Raw genomic sequence first — 15,230 nt, 5'->3', positions numbered from 1 at the left:
AGCGGTCACGGAAAATCGGTAGAATGCGCATTTTTCATCCTTTCGGAGCCAGGTCTTGCGCGAAATCGTCCTGATCAACATCACCGGTGAAGACCGACCCGGTCTCACCGCCGCCCTGACCGGCGTCCTGCTCCAGGGCGGAGTGAACATCCTCGACATCGGCCTTGCCGTCATGCACGGCACCCTGTCGTTCGGCATCCTGGTCGATCTGCCCGACAACGAAGTGGCCACCCACTTGTTGCAGAGCGTGCAGGCCAAAGCCCACGAACTGAACCTGCAGGCCCGCTACACGCCCATCTCCGAGGCCGATTACCAGCACTGGGCAGAAGGCCATGGCGATGCGCGGCATGTGGTGACGCTGCTCAGCCGGCAGATCACCCCCGCGCAGTTGCAGCGCGCCAGTGCGGTGATCTCCAAATACGGCATGACCATCGAGCGCATCGAGCGCCTGTCCGCGCGCATCACCCTGGATGCGCCGGTCGACAGGAGCCGCTCGGCGGTGGAGATTTCCGTGCGCGGCGAGCCTTCCGACGTGCAGGCCCTGCGCGCCGAGTTCTTCGCCCTGTCGAGCGAGCTGGACGTCGACATCGCCTTCCAGAAAGACGACCTCTACCGGCGCAACCGTCGCCTGGCCGTGTTCGACATGGACTCGACCCTGATCGAGGCCGAAGTCATCGACGAGCTGGCCAAGGCCGCAGGGGTCGGCGAACAGGTGGCCGCCATCACCGAGCGGGCCATGCGTGGCGAACTGGATTTCCGCGCCAGCTTCAAAGAGCGCATGGCGTTGCTCAAGGGCCTGGACATGAGTGTGCTGGACCAGATCGGCGCCTCGCTGCGCCTGACCGAAGGTGCCGAACACCTGTTCGCCGAGCTCAAGCGCCTGGGCTACAAGACCGCCATCCTCTCCGGCGGCTTCAGCTACTTCGCCAAGCAGATTCAGGCGCGCCTGGGCATCGACTATGTGTTCGCCAACGAACTGGACGTGGTCGACGGCAAGCTGACCGGCGAAACCATCGAGCCGATCGTCGACGCCCAGCGCAAGGCCGATCTGTTGCAGGAACTGACCATAAAGGAAGGGCTGCAACTGCAGCAAACCATCGCCGTGGGCGACGGCGCCAACGACCTGCCGATGCTGGCGCTGGCCGGATTGGGCGTAGCCTTCCGCGCCAAGCCGCTGGTCCGCCAGTCGGCCAAGCAGGCCATCTCCACCCTGGGGCTCGATGGTGTGTTGTACCTGCTCGGCTTGCGTGATCGCCAGACCCGCGTCTGACCCGCGCCACCCTCGAACGAAAACGCCCGGTACTGCATACCGGGCGTCTTCATTGCTGCACGAGCATGGAGCGCGCAGCCCCGCAGGGCCGCGCAGCGCATCAAGCCTGCTTCGGCATGGCCAGCAACTGGCCCATGCGCACGGCCGAACCCGCGCCCACATCGCCCCATTGCATCTGCTCGGGGCCGAACAGCACCACCACCGTCGAACCCAGCTTGAAGCGGCCCATTTCGGCGCCTTTTTCCAAGTGGATCGGTGCGCGGCTGGCTTCGTCGTAGCGCACGGTCTTCAGCTCGCGCTTGGGCGGCGTCACCAGGCCGGCCCAGACCGTTTCCACGGAAGCCACGATCATCGCGCCGACCAGCACCATGGCCATCGGCCCGCGCTCGGTGTCGAACAGGCACACCACGCGCTCATTGCGGGCGAACAGCTCGGGGACGTTCTCCGCGGTGGTCTGGTTGACCGAGAACAGTTGGCCCGGCACGTAGATCATTTCGCGCAGGGTGCCAGCCAGCGGCATGTGCACGCGGTGGTAGTCCTTGGGCGAGAGGTACACGGTGGCGAACTCGCCGCCCATGAACGGCGCAGCCAGGGCCGGGTCGCCGCCGAGCAGTTCCTGGGCGCTGAAGCTGTGGCCCTTGGCCTGGAAGATGCGGCCGTGCTCGATCTGGCCCACCTGGCTGACGGCACCGTCGGCCGGGCAGAGGATGGCGCCGGGGGTAGGGTCGAGCGGGCGCGCTTCAGGTTTCAAGGCGCGGGTGAAGAAGGCGTTGAAGTGCTCGTAGGCGGTCAGGTCTTCGACCTGCGCCTGGGACATGTCGACCTGGTAGCGTTTGGCGAACCAGGCGGTGAAGGCGTTCTTGAACCAGCGCACGCGGCATTCGGCGAGGCAGCCGGCCAGACGCGACAGCAGGTGGTGGGGCAGCAGGTACTGGCTGAGGATGAACAGACGGGATTTCATTGGGTTTTCCTTAAACGTCTACAGGCGTGTCCGGGTGGTTGCCCCATTCGCTCCAGGAGCCGGCGTAGGCCTTGACCCGTGGATAGCCGAGGGCCTTGGCCACCAGATAAGTGAAGCCGGAACGGCGATGGCTCTGGCAGTGGGTGACCACTTCCTTGTCCGAGGTAATGCCGTGGGCGCTCAGCAGCTCGGCGGCGTCGCGGCGGATGCGCAGGTGGTCGGCAGGGTCCATGGCTGCGGTCCATTCCAGGTTGGTCGCCCCGGGAATGTGGCCGCCGCGGACGGCGAGCACCTTGCGGCCGTCGAATTCCTCGGGCGCACGTGCGTCCCAGATGGCCAGGTCCGCTGCGCCCAGGCGGCTTTGCAGGTATTCGCGGGTAGCGGTGGGTTCGGCATGCAGCTGTAACGCTACGTCGGTGGGGGCGCTGGCTGGCACCTCGGTCGACAGCGCGTCGGTGGGCCAGGCATGGATGCCGCCGTTGAGATAGTGGTAGCGGGTGTGGCCGATGACATCGAGCAACCAGATGAAGCGGCCGGCCCAACTGCCGCCTTCTTCGTCGTACACCACGTAGACCGCATCGTCGCGGTGCCCGAGGTCGGCGAACAGCTTTTCCAGGGCAGCCTGGCTCGGCAGCAGGCCCGGTGCCGGCGGCTGGCCGAGTTGGGTGCGCTTGCTGTCGACCCAGCGGGCGCCAGGCACGTGCCCGGCGGCATAACGACTGGCGCTGGTCAGGTCGACCAGGATCAGCTCGGACGCATCCAGGCGCGGCAGCAAGTCTGCGGCCTCGATCACCAGGGGCAAGCCGGAAAAGTCAGTCATCCAGGGTCTCCGAAAAATCAGGGGGCGATTGTAGCCCAGGTACAGGCGCGATACTCGATCGCACGATGTGGGGCAGGGCCGGGAAGGCGTGCAGGCGCTCCGCGCGAGGCCTCAGGCGCCGCGGTTGGCGAAGCTCGCCAGCGCGCGCTCGATGCACGGCATGGTCTTGGCGAAGGCCTGCACGCCGACCTCGGCCAAGGGGCGTGCGCCCTGGTCGGCCAACACCAGCATCAGCACGTTGCCGTTGACCGCCAGCGAGCGCAGCAGCACATGCTCGCTGCGCAGGAAGGGGCGCAGGGGAGCGGGAATCAAAGGTGCGTACTGGCGGTGGTTGTCCGGGGTCAGGCGCAGTTGTGCGGCTTGGCGCACCAGCCGTTCCAGCAGCTTGTTGCCGGTGATGGGCAGATTCAGTGCCAGCATTTCCTTGGGCAGGCCGGCGATCTGCTGTACGCGCAGGCAGTCGTTGGCGCGGTCGAACGCCAGCAGCATGACACGGTTGAAACCGCAGGCGACCAGCGCGTCGCACGCCTGGGTGGCCAGGTGCACGGCATTGGTGAAGCGCGTGTGCTGCGCCAGCAGTTCGTTGCACAGGCTGCGCCAATGCGCCAGTTCCTCGGCCGAGGGCGGCGGTGGCGTCAACATGTCGGGGTGCGGGCGGCGTTGCTGCCAGGGCCAGAGCAGCGCCTCGGCCGGGTGGAACAGGCCTGGGCGCGCGTGTCGGCGGGCGCTGGCGGCGGCCTGTTGGTGCACCTGGTTCTGCACGTCGTCCAGGCTGGTCTGCAGGTACAGCGCGGTGAGCAATTGCCAGCGCAGCAGGTGCGGGTTGTCCCAGCCCACTTGCGCGGCCAGGGCCAGGTTGTTGGCCAGCAGCACGGTGTTGGCCGGCTGGTTGAACCAGCGGCGCAGGCCGGGCTCTTCGTCCAGCCGATGCTGTTGGGCGAGGCTGTCCGGCTCGCGGGAGATGTTGATCACCTGGGCCAGAGGCTCGCGTTCTTCGAGCAGCAGGCGGTAACCCTGGGTCACCCACTCGGGCAGCCGCCAATGCTCGGCCACTGCGCGGCACAAGGCCATGATGCGTACGCCGAACAGCTCCTGTTCCACCTCGGCTGCGTCTTCGCCCTTGTGGATCACGCGCAGTTCCCAGTCGTCGAGCAGGGCGGGGAAGGTCAGCGCCAAGGGCCACAGGGGCGAGAGAAACAGCAGGCTGCCCCAGTGGATCTCCTGCCATAGCCGCGCCAACCGGCTGGCGAACAGGCCGCTGGCCTGTTGGCTGGCGTGCTGGCTGATCTGCACGAACTGGTTGAGCACCGCTGGCAAATCGCCGCTCGGCACCGCGGGCAGCCGCGCCAGCAACTGCGCGCAGCGCGTCAGACCCAGGCGGTTGAGCGCCACTTCCAGGCTTTCGGCAGGTTCGGCCTGGCTGGCATTGGCCGAATGGTTGGCCTCGCGCATCACCGACAGCACCAGTGCAGGGCTGCCTTGCAACAGTTCGGCGATGTCGCGCAGCGAGCGGCGGTTGTCGTTGATCGCCGACAGCACGCGGTCGTGGCTCTCTTTGGCAACCGGCAGGCGGACGCCATCGAGCAGCTTGACCCACGCCTCTAACGTCGAGGGGACCTGACTCGGGACCTTGGTTTCACTGGGCATTTTGACATCAGTCCAAACTGGCTTTTCGCTAGGAGTGGCTATAGTCTGGCGCAGTTCTGCCGATAAGTAGAAGAAGAGTTTCAGAGCACCCCTCGCGGCCCTCGACCATCCACGTCAATACGTTGAATTTTATGGCAAAAATTATCGGCATCATCATCGTATTCGCCAGCGTGCTCGGCGGTTACGTCCTCTCCCATGGCAAGATCGCGGCGCTGATCCAGCCTTTCGAAGTGCTGATCATCGGCGGTGCTGCGCTGGGTGCGTTCATCCAGGCCAACCCCGGCCACATGACCATGCACGTCTTCAAGAAGTCGTTGAAGATGTTCAAGTCGCGCTTCAACCACGCTTTCTATCTGGAGATCCTCGGGCTGATCTACGAGATCCTCAACAAAAGCCGCCGCGAAGGCATGATGGCCATCGAGGCCGACATCGAAGACCCGGCCGCCAGCCCCATCTTCAGTAAATACCCGTCCATCGTCGGCGATACGGCAATGATCGCCTTCATCTGCGATTACCTGCGCATCATGTCCACCGGCAACATGGCTCCGCACGAGCTCGAAGGCCTGTTCGACATGGAGCTGTTGAACATGAAGGAAGAGCTCGAGCACCCCTCGCATGCGGTCACCGGCATCGCCGACGGCATGCCCGGTTTCGGCATCGTGGCCGCGGTACTGGGCATCGTGGTGACCATGGCCTCGCTGGGCGAGGGCGACCAGGCGGCCATCGGCATGCACGTGGGCGCGGCGCTGGTGGGGACCTTCTTCGGTATCCTCGCCGCCTACGGCTTCTTCGGCCCGCTGGCCAACTGCCTCAAGCACGACGCCAAGGAAGAGCTCAACGTCTACGAGGCGATCAAGGCCTCGCTGGTGGCCTCGGCTTCCGGCATGCCGCCGACCCTGGCCGTGGAGTTCGGCCGCAAGGTGCTGTACCCGGGCCACCGTCCGAGCTTCTCCGAGCTGGAACAGTCGGTGCGCGGTCGCTGAGTCATGGAGAACAACCAGCCCATCATCGTCAAGCGCGTCAAGCGCTTCGGCGACGGCCACCACGGCGGCGCCTGGAAGATCGCCTTCGCCGACTTCGCCACCGCCATGATGGCGTTCTTCCTGGTGCTGTGGCTGATGTCCACGGCCACCCCGGAACAGAAGATCGCCATCGCCGGTTATTTCCAGGACCCGATCGGTTTTGCCGAAAGCGGCACGCCATACGTGATCGACCTGGGCGGCTCGCCGGAAATGGCCCCGGACAAGACCATCAACCCCGAACCCAAGATGGAATCCACGCCGCCGCTCAACCCGCAGGTGAACAAGGATCAGATCGAGAGCATGGCCGAGCAGGTCGAGCGCGAGCGTCTCGAACTGCTGTTGCAGGAGTTGCAGAACAAGGTCAACGAGAACCCGGAGCTGCAGAAGTTCAAGGACCAGATCCTCTTCGAGATCACCCAGGACGGCCTGCGCATCCAGATCATGGACGCCGAGAACCGGCCCATGTTCGACCTGGGCAGCGCGCGTTTGCAGCCGTATTTCGAAGACATCCTGCTGGCCATGGCCGACACCATCAAGGCGGTGCCGAATAAGATCAGCGTCAGCGGCCATACCGATGCCAAGCCGTTCGTGGGCGGCGGCGGTTTCGGCAACTGGGAGCTGTCGGCCAACCGCGCCAACGCCGCGCGCCGTGCGCTGGTCGCCGGTGGCTACTCCGAGGATCAGGTGGCGCGGGTGGTGGGCTACGGTTCATCGTCGCTGTTCGACCGCAAGGACCCGCTCAACCCGGTCAACCGGCGGATCGACATCGTGGTGCTGACCAAGAAGGCCCAGCGCGACATCGAGGGCGAGCAGGGCAGCCAGGCGCCCGGCGACACTCCGCAAGGCACATCGGCGCCCGGTGCCACGGCGCCTGGCGCGGCACCGGCGGGCACCCCGGCCCCGCCCAGCGCCAGCCTCGACGGCGCGCAGCAGGCGCCCTTGCAGCCGCGCGAGTTGCGCCAGAAGCTGAACATTTTCGAAGACGGCACCCTGCGCATGGAAGACAGCCAGGAGTAACCCGGCCACTTCCGGCAGCGCGCTCGCTTTGCTACGCACTTGAATGCATAACGCCCATGAACCGTGCCACGGCCATGGGCGTTGTGCATTCAGTGAACGGAGCTCGCCGAACTCAGTAGGTTTCCTGCGGCAAACTGGCGATGATCGAACGGTAGCTGTTCATCCGTTGCTGCGAGATGCGCCCGTCCTCCAGCGCCTTGAGCAGCGCGCAGCCGGGCTCGCGATCGTGCTTGCAGTCGCGGAAGCGGCAGGTGCCGAACAGGTCGCGGAACTCGATGAAGCCTTCTTCCACATCGACGCGGCTGACGTGCCCCAAGCCGAATTCGCGGATGCCGGGGGAGTCGATCAGGTCGCCGCCATTGGGGAAGTGGTACAGACGCGCGGTGGTGGTGGTGTGCGTGCCCTGACCCGACCATTCCGACAGATCGCCCACGCGGGTCTGCGCCAAGGGCAGCAGACTGTTGACCAACGACGACTTGCCCACCCCCGACTGGCCGACGAACACGCTGATATGCCCATCGAGCAAGGCTTGCAGGCGCTGCATGCCATCGCCCTGGTGCGCCGAGACTTCCAGCAGCGGGTAGCCGAGGTCGCGGTACACCTGCAACAAGGCGTTGAGCGCCGGGGCGTTGTCTTCGTCGATCAGGTCGGCCTTGTTCAGCAGCAACAGCGGGCGGATGCCGGCGTGCTCGGCGGCCACCAGGTAGCGGTCGATGAGATTGGGGTGCGGTTCGGGGGCCGGGGCGAAGACGATGACGATCAGGTCGACGTTGGCCGCCACCGGCTTGAGCTGGCCATGGTTGTTCGGCCGGCGCAGCTCGGTGGTGCGCGGCATCTGCGCGACGATCACGCCGATGCCCTGGTTGCCCGAGCGCCACACCACCCGGTCGCCGGTCACCAGCGCCGGCAGGTTGGCGCGCAGGTGGCAGCGGAACACTTCGCCGGCGTTGTCGCCCTCTTGCGCTTCGACCTCCACTTGCACACCGAAATGCGCGATGACCAGGCCCAACTGCTCGGGGCCCAGGTCGCCGCCTTCGAGTTCCTGCAGTGCATGTTGCTCGCGTTTGGCGGCGCGCGCGGCGCGCTCGCCCTGGATCTTTTCGATGCGCCAGCTTTGCCGGCGATTGAGTTGGCGTTTGGCCATGAGGGTTCCGTTGTGGCGGCTTGGAGAAAACAGCGCGCAGTCTAGCACGGCGTGCCTTGCGTCGATTCGCTCGCTTCAGGCCGCACGCCGGCTAGGGTCTGTACGAAAAGTCTTGAGACGCTGGCCAAGCAAGGCGAAAACAGGCGAAAAAGCGGAGCGTACTGTAGTACGTGAGCATTTTGAGTCTGTTTTCAACGCAGCAGGGCCAAGTATCAAGGCTTTTCGTACAGGCCCTAGGCTACTATGACCGGCTACCCGAGGAGCCCCTATGCAGAACCCACAGCACCTGATCTGGATCGACCTGGAAATGACCGGCCTGGACCCAGACAACGACGTCATCATCGAGATGGCCACCATCGTCACCGACAGCGACCTGAACACCCTGGCCGAAGGCCCGGTGATCGCCATCCACCACAGCGACGACGTGCTGGCCCGCATGGACGAGTGGAACACCCGTACCCACGGCAATTCCGGCCTGACCCAGCGTGTGCGCGACAGCCGCATCGGCACGGCCGAGGCCGAGGCGCAGACCCTGGCCTTTCTCGAGCAGTGGGTACCCAAGGGCAAGTCGCCGATCTGCGGCAACAGCATCGGCCAGGACCGCCGCTTCCTCTATCGCTACATGCCAACGCTGGAAAGCTACTTCCACTACCGCAACCTCGACGTCTCCACCCTCAAGGAACTGGCGGCGCGCTGGGCGCCCCATGTGCGCGACAGCTTCCACAAGGGCGGTACCCACCAGGCGCTGGACGACATTCGCGAGTCGATCGCCGAACTGCAGCACTACCGCGAGCATTTCATCAAGGTCTGAGCCGGACGGGCGGCGATTGTCTCGCTGCCCTCTTCTGGTGCGCGGGCAGACTGGTTAGACTGCGCGCCTTTTGCCCACGGACCTGCGCCATGCTGCTGATGCTCTACCTCATCGCCATCACCGCCGAGGCCATGACCGGCGCGCTGTCGGCCGGTCGGCGCGGCATGGACTGGTTCGGCGTGGTACTGATCGCCTGCGTCACCGCGCTCGGCGGCGGCTCGGTGCGCGACGTGCTGCTCGGGCACTACCCGCTGACCTGGGTCAAGCACCCCGAATACCTGGTGCTGACCAGCCTGGCGGCGATCCTCACCATGTTCATCGCCCCGCTGATGCGCCGGCTGCGCACGCTGTTTCTGGTGCTCGACGCCCTCGGCCTGGTGGCCTTCACCCTGATCGGCTGCATGACCGCCCTGGAAATGGGCCAGGGCATGCTGGTGGCCTCGATCAGCGGGGTGATCACGGGCGTGTTCGGCGGCATCCTGCGCGACATCTTCTGCAACGACATCCCTCTGGTGTTTCGCCGCGAGCTGTACGCCAGCGTGTCCTTCGCCGCGGCCTGGTTCTACCTGGGTTGCGTGCACTTCCAAGTGCCGGCCGAGCAGTCCATGCTGCTGACCCTGTTCGGCGGCTTCCTGCTGCGCCTGCTGGCGATCCGCTTCCACTGGGAAATGCCCAAGTTCCACTACGACGATCAGCAGTAGGCGCGGCGGTCACCCCTCGCCACGGCGCCGGTGCTCGGCCAGCGCCCATTCGACGTGCTCCCTGACCAGCGCCGACGGGTGCTCGCGGCGCGCGTTCAGCGCTTCGAGCACGGGAATGGTCGAAGGCGCGTTGCCCAGGCCCACCGCCAGGTTGCGCAACCAGCGCTCGTAGCCGGCGCGGCGCAGGGGCGAGCCTTCGGTCAGGCTGAGAAAGCGCGCTTCGTCCCACAGGAACAGCTCGGCCAGGTCGGCGTTGTCCAGGCCGTGGCGGGGCATGAAGTCGTTTTCCCGGGTGGGCTTGGCGAAGCGGTTCCACGGACAGACGATCTGGCAGTCGTCGCAGCCGAACACGCGGTTGCCGATCAAGGGGCGCAACTCCACCGGAATGGCGTGCTTGAGTTCGATGGTCAGGTAGGAAATGCAGCGCCGCGCGTCGAGCACGTAGGGGCCGACGAAGGCCTGGGTCGGGCATATCTCCAGGCACGCGCTGCAGCGCCCACAGTGTTCGCTGGCCTGGGCGGCGTCGACCTGCAGCGGCAGGTCGACGAACAGCTCGGCGAGGAAGAAGTAGCTGCCGGCCTTGCGGTTGAGCAGCAGGGTATTCTTGCCGATCCAGCCGAGCCCGGCTTCTTGGGCGATGGCTTTTTCCAGCACCGGCGCGCTGTCGACGAAGGCGCGGTAGCCGAACGGGCCGATGGCCTGCTGGATGCGCTCGGCCAGGTGCTGCACGCGCTTGCGCACCAGCTTGTGGTAGTCGCGGCCCAGTGCGTAGCGCGACACGTAGGCCTTGTCGGGTTGCGCCAGCAATTGGGCCATGCGCGTGTCGCCGGGCAGGTAGTCCATGCGCAGCGAAACCACGCGCAGGGTGCCGGGGATCAGTTCGGCGGGGTGCGAACGCTTGCTGCCGTGGGCGGCCATGTAGTCCATCTCGCCGTGGTAGCCGGCGTCGAGCCAACGCTCGAGGTGCCGTTCGTGCTCGCCAAGGTCGATGCCGGCGATGCCGACGTGGGCGAAACCGAGTTCGCGGCCCCAATCTTTGATCGACTGGGTCAGTGTGGTGAGGTCGGGCAGGGAAGCGGACATGGATGGGTAAGGCAATACGGGCTCAGGTGCGTATAATTCTGCCAGACATCGGAGCCCTTGACCTTATGCCCCAGACCAAACACAGCCATGATGCACCTCGCGTGCTGCTCGGCCACGACCTCGCAGGCCCGGCGCCACGCCCGGCCGATGCCCACAAAGGCGATTTCGGCCACGTGCTGGTGGTCGGCGGCGACCTGGGCACCGGTGGCTCGGTGCTGCTCAGCGCCGAGGCCGCGCTGCGCTGCGGCGCAGGCCTGGTCAGCGTGGCCACGCGCCCGGAGCATGTGCCGGCGAGCCTGGCGCGGTTGCCGGAAAGCATGTGCCTGGGTGTGCATTCGGCCAATCAACTGATGGGCGTGCTGGAGCGCGCTACGGTGGTAGTGGTCGGTCCGGGCATGGGCCAGGCCGCCTGGGGCCGCAGCCTGCTCTCGGCGGTGGCGCGCAGCGAGCCTGTGCAAGTGTGGGATGCCGATGCGCTGAATCTGCTGGCGAGCGCCCCGCTGGCCCTGCCGGCCGGCAGCATCCTCACGCCACATCCGGGCGAAGCCGCGCGGCTGCTGGGCATTTCCACCGAAGCGGTGCAGGCCGACCGTCCCTGGGCCGCCCGTACTTTGGCGCGCCGCCACTCCAGCGTGTGCGTGCTCAAGGGCGCCGGTACCCTGATCGCCGCGCCGGACGGGGAACTGGCGCTATGCGAGCGTGGTCACTCAGCGATGGCCGGCGCCGGCTTCGGCGATGTGCTGACCGGCGTGCTGGCCGCATTGCTCGCCCAAGGCTTGGGCGCCTGGCAGGCGGCGTCACTCGGCGTCTGGCTGCACGCCTGCGCGGGCGAACGGCTCGGCGGGCGGGGCAGGGGGCTGGCGGCCAGTGATGTGATACCGGTCATTCGAGAGCTGCTAGAGGAACATTCAACGTGTCAGGCATAACCCTTTTTCTGGCCGACGAGCCGGCCACTGTCGCCTTTGGCGCGCGCCTGGCCGCGATCACGGGCGGCCACGGCATCGTCTTTCTGGAGGGCGACCTGGGCGCCGGCAAAACCACCCTGTCGCGCGGGCTGATCCGCGGCCTGGGGCATACGGGTGCGGTGAAAAGCCCGACCTTCACCGTGGTCGAGCCGTACGAGATCGGCGCGCAACGCGTCTACCATTTCGACCTGTACCGCCTGGCCGATCCCGAAGAGCTCGAGTTCATGGGCATTCGCGACTATTTCGAAGAAAACGCCCTGTGTCTGTTCGAGTGGCCCGAAAAGGGTGCAGGCTTTTTGCCAAAGCCTGACCTGACCATTACCATGAGCGCCCAGGCGGGCGGTCGCTCGCTGGTTCTGGCGCCACACAGCCCTCGTGGCCAAGCATGGTGTGCCGCTCTGGCCGCCGATAATCACAAGTGAGTGGGGTAGGTATGCGCATACGCGCACTGGCCGCCGTGGTTGGGCTGTTGCTCAGCACAGTGGCTCTGCAAGCGTTGGCCGTCACGCAGGTCAAGAGCATGCGCCTGTGGCGCGCGCCGGACAACACGCGGTTGGTCTTCGACCTGTCGGGCCCGGTGCAGCACAGCGTGTTCACCCTGAGCGCCCCGGACCGGCTGGTCATCGACATCAACGGTACGACCCTCGGCGGGTCGCTGAATGCCGCCACCTCCAATACGCCGATCACCAGCGTGCGCTCGGCGCAACGCACCCCGACCGACCTGCGCGTGGTCATCGACCTGAAGAAGGCGGTCACGCCCAAGAGCTTCACCCTGGCGCCCAATGCGCAGTACGGCAATCGCCTGGTGGTCGACCTGTACGACCAGGAAGCCGACGCCATCGCCGCCAGCACGCCGGCGCCCGCGCCGGTGACGAGCGTGATCCCGCCGGACAACACCCCAGCCGTGCCGGTTACCCCGGCGCGGCCGCAAATCAAGCTGCAGCCGGTGCCCAACGGCAAGCGCGACATCGTCGTGGCCATCGACGCCGGCCACGGCGGCGAAGACCCGGGCGCTTCCGGCTCGCGTGGCCAGCACGAAAAAGACATCGTGTTGCAGATCGCCAAGGAACTGCAGCGCCAGATCAACAGCGAAAAAGGCTTCCGCGCCGAGCTGACCCGTACCGGCGACTACTTCATTCCGCTGCGCAAGCGCACCGAGATCGCCCGCAAGAAAGGCGCCGACCTGTTCGTCTCGATCCACGCCGACGCCGCGCCGTCCAAGGCCGCCTTCGGCGCCTCGGTGTTCGCCCTGTCCGACCGTGGCGCCACGTCGGAAACCGCACGCTGGCTGGCCGACACGGAAAACCGTTCCGACCTGATCGGCGGCGCTGGCAACGTCAGCCTGGACGACAAGGACCGCATGCTCGCAGGCGTCCTGCTCGACCTGTCGATGACCGCCACCCTCAGCTCCAGCCTCAACGTCGGGCAGAAGGTACTGGGCAACATGGGCCGCATCACCTCGCTGCACAAGCAACGCGTCGAGCAGGCCGGCTTCATGGTGCTCAAGTCGCCGGACATCCCGTCGATCCTGGTAGAAACCGGCTTCATCTCCAATGCCAACGAAGCCAACAAGCTGGCCACGCCCAGCCATCAGCAGGCGCTGGCCCGCTCGATCCACACGGGCCTTCGCCAGTTCTTCCAGCAGAACCCGCCGCCGGGTACCTACATCGCCTGGCTGCGCGACAGCGGCAAGATCGCACAAGGCCCGCGCGACCACACGGTGCGTCCTGGCGAAACCATGGCCATGATCGCCGTGCGCTATCAGGTGAGCGTGGCCAGCCTGCGCTCGGCCAATGGCTTGCGCAGCGACGAGCTGAAAGTCGGCCAGCACCTGAACATCCCCGCCACCACGCTGGCGGCGCAATAATGATGGGCGGTGGATCGCGCATCGAACTGCTCAGCCCGCGGCTGGCCAACCAGATCGCCGCAGGCGAAGTGGTCGAGCGGCCGGCCTCGGTGGCCAAGGAGTTGTTGGAAAACAGCCTGGACTCCGGCGCGCGGCGCATCGACATCGAAGTCGAGCAAGGCGGCGTCAAGCTCTTGCGCGTGCGCGACGATGGCGTCGGTATTTCCGCCGACGACCTGCCGCTGGCGCTGGCGCGCCACGCCACCAGCAAGATCCGCGAGCTGGAAGACCTCGAAGGCGTGCTCAGCCTCGGCTTTCGCGGCGAAGCGCTGGCCTCGATCAGCTCCGTGTCGCGCCTGACTCTGACCTCGCGCACCGCCAGTGCCAGCGAAGCCTGGCAGGTGGAAACCGAAGGCCGCGACATGGCGCCCCGGGTGCAACCGGCAGCGCACCCGGTCGGCACGTCGGTGGAAGTGCGCGACCTGTTCTTCAATACCCCGGCCAGGCGCAAGTTCCTCAAGACCGAGAAAACCGAATTCGATCACCTGCAGGAAGTCATCCGGCGCCTGGCCCTGGCCCGTTTCGACGTGGGTTTCCATGTGCGCCACAACGGCAAGAGCGTGCTCAGCCTGCATGAGGCGTCGGACGAAGTCAGCCGCGCGCGGCGCGTGGGCGCCATTTGCGGGCCGGGTTTTCTGGAACAGGCCCTGCCGGTGGACGTCGAACGCAATGGCGTACGTCTGTGGGGTTGGGTAGGGCTGCCGACGTTCTCACGCAGCCAGGCCGACCTGCAGTACTTCTTCGTCAACGGCCGCGCCGTGCGCGACAAGCTGGTCGCCCACGCGGTGCGCCAGGCCTATCGCGACGTGCTGTTCAACGGCCGGCACCCGACCTTCGTGCTGTTCCTCGAACTCGAGCCGAGCGGCGTCGACGTCAACGTGCACCCCACCAAGCACGAGGTGCGCTTCCGCGAAGGGCGCATGGTGCACGACTTTCTCTACAGCACCCTGTATCGCGCCATCGCCGAGGTGCGGCCCGAAGACCAACTGCCGGCACCTGCCGCCAGCAGCGAAGTGGTGCGGCCTACCGGGCTGCAAGCCGGCGAGTTCGGCGGCCAGGGCGAGATGCGCCTGTCCGCTGCGACCTTGGAGCAATCCCAAGGGCAGCCCCAGGTGCAACCCTACGCGGCACCGGCAGCGAACGGCGGTAGCGCAGGCTCAGGTTACGGCTACCAGTACACCCCGCGTGCGCCGCAGTCGATGCCGCTGGCCGAAGCCAAGGCGGTGTACCGCGAGTACTTCGCGCCCCTGGACAACGGCGCGCCCGCTGCGGCGGCGCTGCCCGAGCAGCAAGGCGACATTCCCCCGCTGGGTTTCGCCCTGGCGCAGCTCAAGGGCATCTACATCCTCGCCGAGAACGCCGTGGGCCTGGTGCTGGTGGACATGCACGCCGCCCACGAGCGGATCATGTACGAGCGCTTGAAGGTGGCCATGGCCAGCGAAGGGCTCAGTGGCCAACCGTTGCTGGTGCCCGAGTCCCTGGCCATGAGCCAGCGCGAGGCGGATTGTGCCGAAGAGCATGCGCAGTGGTTCCAGCGCCTGGGCTTCGAGTTGCAGCGCCTGGGCCCGGAAACCCTGGCCATCCGCCAGATTCCCGCGCTGCTCAAGCAGGCCGAGGCCAACCGTCTGGTGCAGGACGTGCTGGCCGACCTGATGGAATACGGCACCAGCGACCGTATCCAGGCACACCTCAACGAGCTGCTCGGCACCATGGCCTGCCACGGCGCCATTCGCGCCAACCGCCGCCTGGCCCTGCCCGAGATGAACGCCCTGCTGCGCGACATGGAAACCACCGAGCGCAGCGGCCAATGCAACCACGGCCGGCCGACCTGGACCCAGATGGGTGTGGACGATCTGGACAAACTGTTCCTTCGCGGTCGATGA

General features: G+C 66.3%; 14 protein-coding genes. 9 read left to right on the top strand and 5 right to left on the bottom strand.

Annotated elements, in window-relative coordinates; genetic code table 11:
• Window positions 1-55: 55 nt before the first annotated feature.
• On the top strand, window positions 56-1,270 hold the full coding sequence (gene serB / locus AA0Z93_RS04695) for a phosphoserine phosphatase SerB (protein WP_413046178.1): 1,215 nt from the start codon (window positions 56-58) through the stop codon (window positions 1,268-1,270).
• 100 nt (window positions 1,271-1,370) lie between these two features.
• On the opposite strand, the gene asd is transcribed toward serB, so the two are convergent.
• From asd to AA0Z93_RS04680, 3 genes are all read right to left on the bottom strand, one after another.
• Complete coding sequence (gene asd, locus AA0Z93_RS04690) at window positions 1,371-2,231, bottom strand: archaetidylserine decarboxylase (RefSeq protein ID WP_413046179.1); 861 nt, start codon at window positions 2,229-2,231, stop codon at window positions 1,371-1,373.
• Window positions 2,232-2,241: 10 nt separating this feature from the next.
• Window positions 2,242-3,051, bottom strand: a complete 810-nt coding sequence (locus AA0Z93_RS04685) for a rhodanese-like domain-containing protein (RefSeq protein ID WP_413046180.1) — start codon at window positions 3,049-3,051, stop codon at window positions 2,242-2,244.
• A 111-nt stretch (window positions 3,052-3,162) separates the two neighbouring features.
• Window positions 3,163-4,698, bottom strand: coding sequence for an HDOD domain-containing protein (locus AA0Z93_RS04680; protein ID WP_413046181.1), 1,536 nt, complete (start codon window positions 4,696-4,698; stop codon window positions 3,163-3,165).
• Window positions 4,699-4,829: 131 nt separating this feature from the next.
• Here AA0Z93_RS04680 and motA point away from each other — a divergent pair, with 131 nt between their 5' ends.
• Window positions 4,830-5,681, top strand: a complete 852-nt coding sequence (gene motA / locus AA0Z93_RS04675; protein ID WP_413046182.1) for a flagellar motor stator protein MotA — start codon at window positions 4,830-4,832, stop codon at window positions 5,679-5,681.
• 3 nt (window positions 5,682-5,684) lie between these two features.
• On the top strand, window positions 5,685-6,737 hold the full coding sequence (gene motB, locus AA0Z93_RS04670; protein ID WP_413046183.1) for a flagellar motor protein MotB: 1,053 nt from the start codon (window positions 5,685-5,687) through the stop codon (window positions 6,735-6,737).
• A gap of 112 nt (window positions 6,738-6,849) precedes the next feature.
• Here motB and rsgA read toward each other — a convergent pair whose 3' ends face one another.
• On the bottom strand, window positions 6,850-7,881 hold the full coding sequence (gene rsgA / locus AA0Z93_RS04665) for a small ribosomal subunit biogenesis GTPase RsgA (RefSeq protein WP_413046184.1): 1,032 nt from the start codon (window positions 7,879-7,881) through the stop codon (window positions 6,850-6,852).
• A 268-nt stretch (window positions 7,882-8,149) separates the two neighbouring features.
• Here rsgA and orn point away from each other — a divergent pair, with 268 nt between their 5' ends.
• Both orn and AA0Z93_RS04655 read left to right on the top strand, forming a co-directional pair.
• A complete protein-coding gene (gene orn, locus AA0Z93_RS04660) occupies window positions 8,150-8,692 on the top strand; it encodes an oligoribonuclease (RefSeq protein WP_413046185.1) in 543 nt (180 codons plus the stop codon).
• 89 nt (window positions 8,693-8,781) lie between these two features.
• The gene (locus tag AA0Z93_RS04655; RefSeq protein WP_413046186.1) at window positions 8,782-9,393 is read left to right on the top strand and encodes a trimeric intracellular cation channel family protein; all 612 of its coding nucleotides are present in this window, start codon (window positions 8,782-8,784) and stop codon (window positions 9,391-9,393) included.
• Window positions 9,394-9,402: 9 nt separating this feature from the next.
• Here AA0Z93_RS04655 and queG read toward each other — a convergent pair whose 3' ends face one another.
• Window positions 9,403-10,476, bottom strand: a complete 1,074-nt coding sequence (gene queG, locus AA0Z93_RS04650; RefSeq protein ID WP_413046187.1) for a tRNA epoxyqueuosine(34) reductase QueG — start codon at window positions 10,474-10,476, stop codon at window positions 9,403-9,405.
• A 65-nt stretch (window positions 10,477-10,541) separates the two neighbouring features.
• Between queG and AA0Z93_RS04645 the strand changes: the two genes are divergently transcribed.
• From AA0Z93_RS04645 to mutL, 4 genes are read left to right on the top strand one after another with little or no spacing between them, the layout of a single operon-like run.
• Window positions 10,542-11,402 (top strand): NAD(P)H-hydrate dehydratase, encoded by an 861-nt coding sequence (locus tag AA0Z93_RS04645; protein ID WP_413046188.1) that lies wholly within the window; start codon window positions 10,542-10,544, stop codon window positions 11,400-11,402.
• On the top strand, window positions 11,390-11,863 hold the full coding sequence (tsaE, locus tag AA0Z93_RS04640) for a tRNA (adenosine(37)-N6)-threonylcarbamoyltransferase complex ATPase subunit type 1 TsaE (RefSeq protein WP_413046189.1): 474 nt from the start codon (window positions 11,390-11,392) through the stop codon (window positions 11,861-11,863). The genes AA0Z93_RS04645 and tsaE overlap by 13 nt, the downstream gene beginning before the upstream one ends.
• A gap of 11 nt (window positions 11,864-11,874) precedes the next feature.
• Window positions 11,875-13,308, top strand: a complete 1,434-nt coding sequence (locus AA0Z93_RS04635; protein WP_413046190.1) for an N-acetylmuramoyl-L-alanine amidase — start codon at window positions 11,875-11,877, stop codon at window positions 13,306-13,308.
• A 2-nt stretch (window positions 13,309-13,310) separates the two neighbouring features.
• Window positions 13,311-15,230: a DNA mismatch repair endonuclease MutL gene (gene mutL / locus AA0Z93_RS04630; protein ID WP_413048349.1), complete on the top strand. Its 1,920-nt coding sequence runs from the start codon at window positions 13,311-13,313 to the stop codon at window positions 15,228-15,230.

The sequence above is a fragment of the Pseudomonas phoenicis genome (genome assembly GCF_047302395.1).
Classification (GTDB): Bacteria; Pseudomonadota; Gammaproteobacteria; order Pseudomonadales; family Pseudomonadaceae; genus Aquipseudomonas.
This window is presented reverse-complemented; position numbering and strand designations above follow the sequence as displayed.

Coding starts and splice junctions, on each gene's coding strand:
- asd (WP_413046179.1), bottom strand. CDS start 2,231: ATGAAATCCCGTCTGTTCATCCTCAGCCAGTACCTGCTGCCCCACCAC.
- AA0Z93_RS04685 (WP_413046180.1), bottom strand. CDS start 3,051: ATGACTGACTTTTCCGGCTTGCCCCTGGTGATCGAGGCCGCAGACTTG.
- AA0Z93_RS04680 (WP_413046181.1), bottom strand. CDS start 4,698: ATGCCCAGTGAAACCAAGGTCCCGAGTCAGGTCCCCTCGACGTTAGAG.
- motA (WP_413046182.1), top strand. CDS start 4,830: ATGGCAAAAATTATCGGCATCATCATCGTATTCGCCAGCGTGCTCGGC.
- motB (WP_413046183.1), top strand. CDS start 5,685: ATGGAGAACAACCAGCCCATCATCGTCAAGCGCGTCAAGCGCTTCGGC.
- rsgA (WP_413046184.1), bottom strand. CDS start 7,881: ATGGCCAAACGCCAACTCAATCGCCGGCAAAGCTGGCGCATCGAAAAG.
- orn (WP_413046185.1), top strand. CDS start 8,150: ATGCAGAACCCACAGCACCTGATCTGGATCGACCTGGAAATGACCGGC.
- AA0Z93_RS04655 (WP_413046186.1), top strand. CDS start 8,782: ATGCTGCTGATGCTCTACCTCATCGCCATCACCGCCGAGGCCATGACC.
- queG (WP_413046187.1), bottom strand. CDS start 10,476: ATGTCCGCTTCCCTGCCCGACCTCACCACACTGACCCAGTCGATCAAA.
- AA0Z93_RS04645 (WP_413046188.1), top strand. CDS start 10,542: ATGCCCCAGACCAAACACAGCCATGATGCACCTCGCGTGCTGCTCGGC.
- AA0Z93_RS04635 (WP_413046190.1), top strand. CDS start 11,875: ATGCGCATACGCGCACTGGCCGCCGTGGTTGGGCTGTTGCTCAGCACA.
- mutL (WP_413048349.1), top strand. CDS start 13,311: ATGGGCGGTGGATCGCGCATCGAACTGCTCAGCCCGCGGCTGGCCAAC.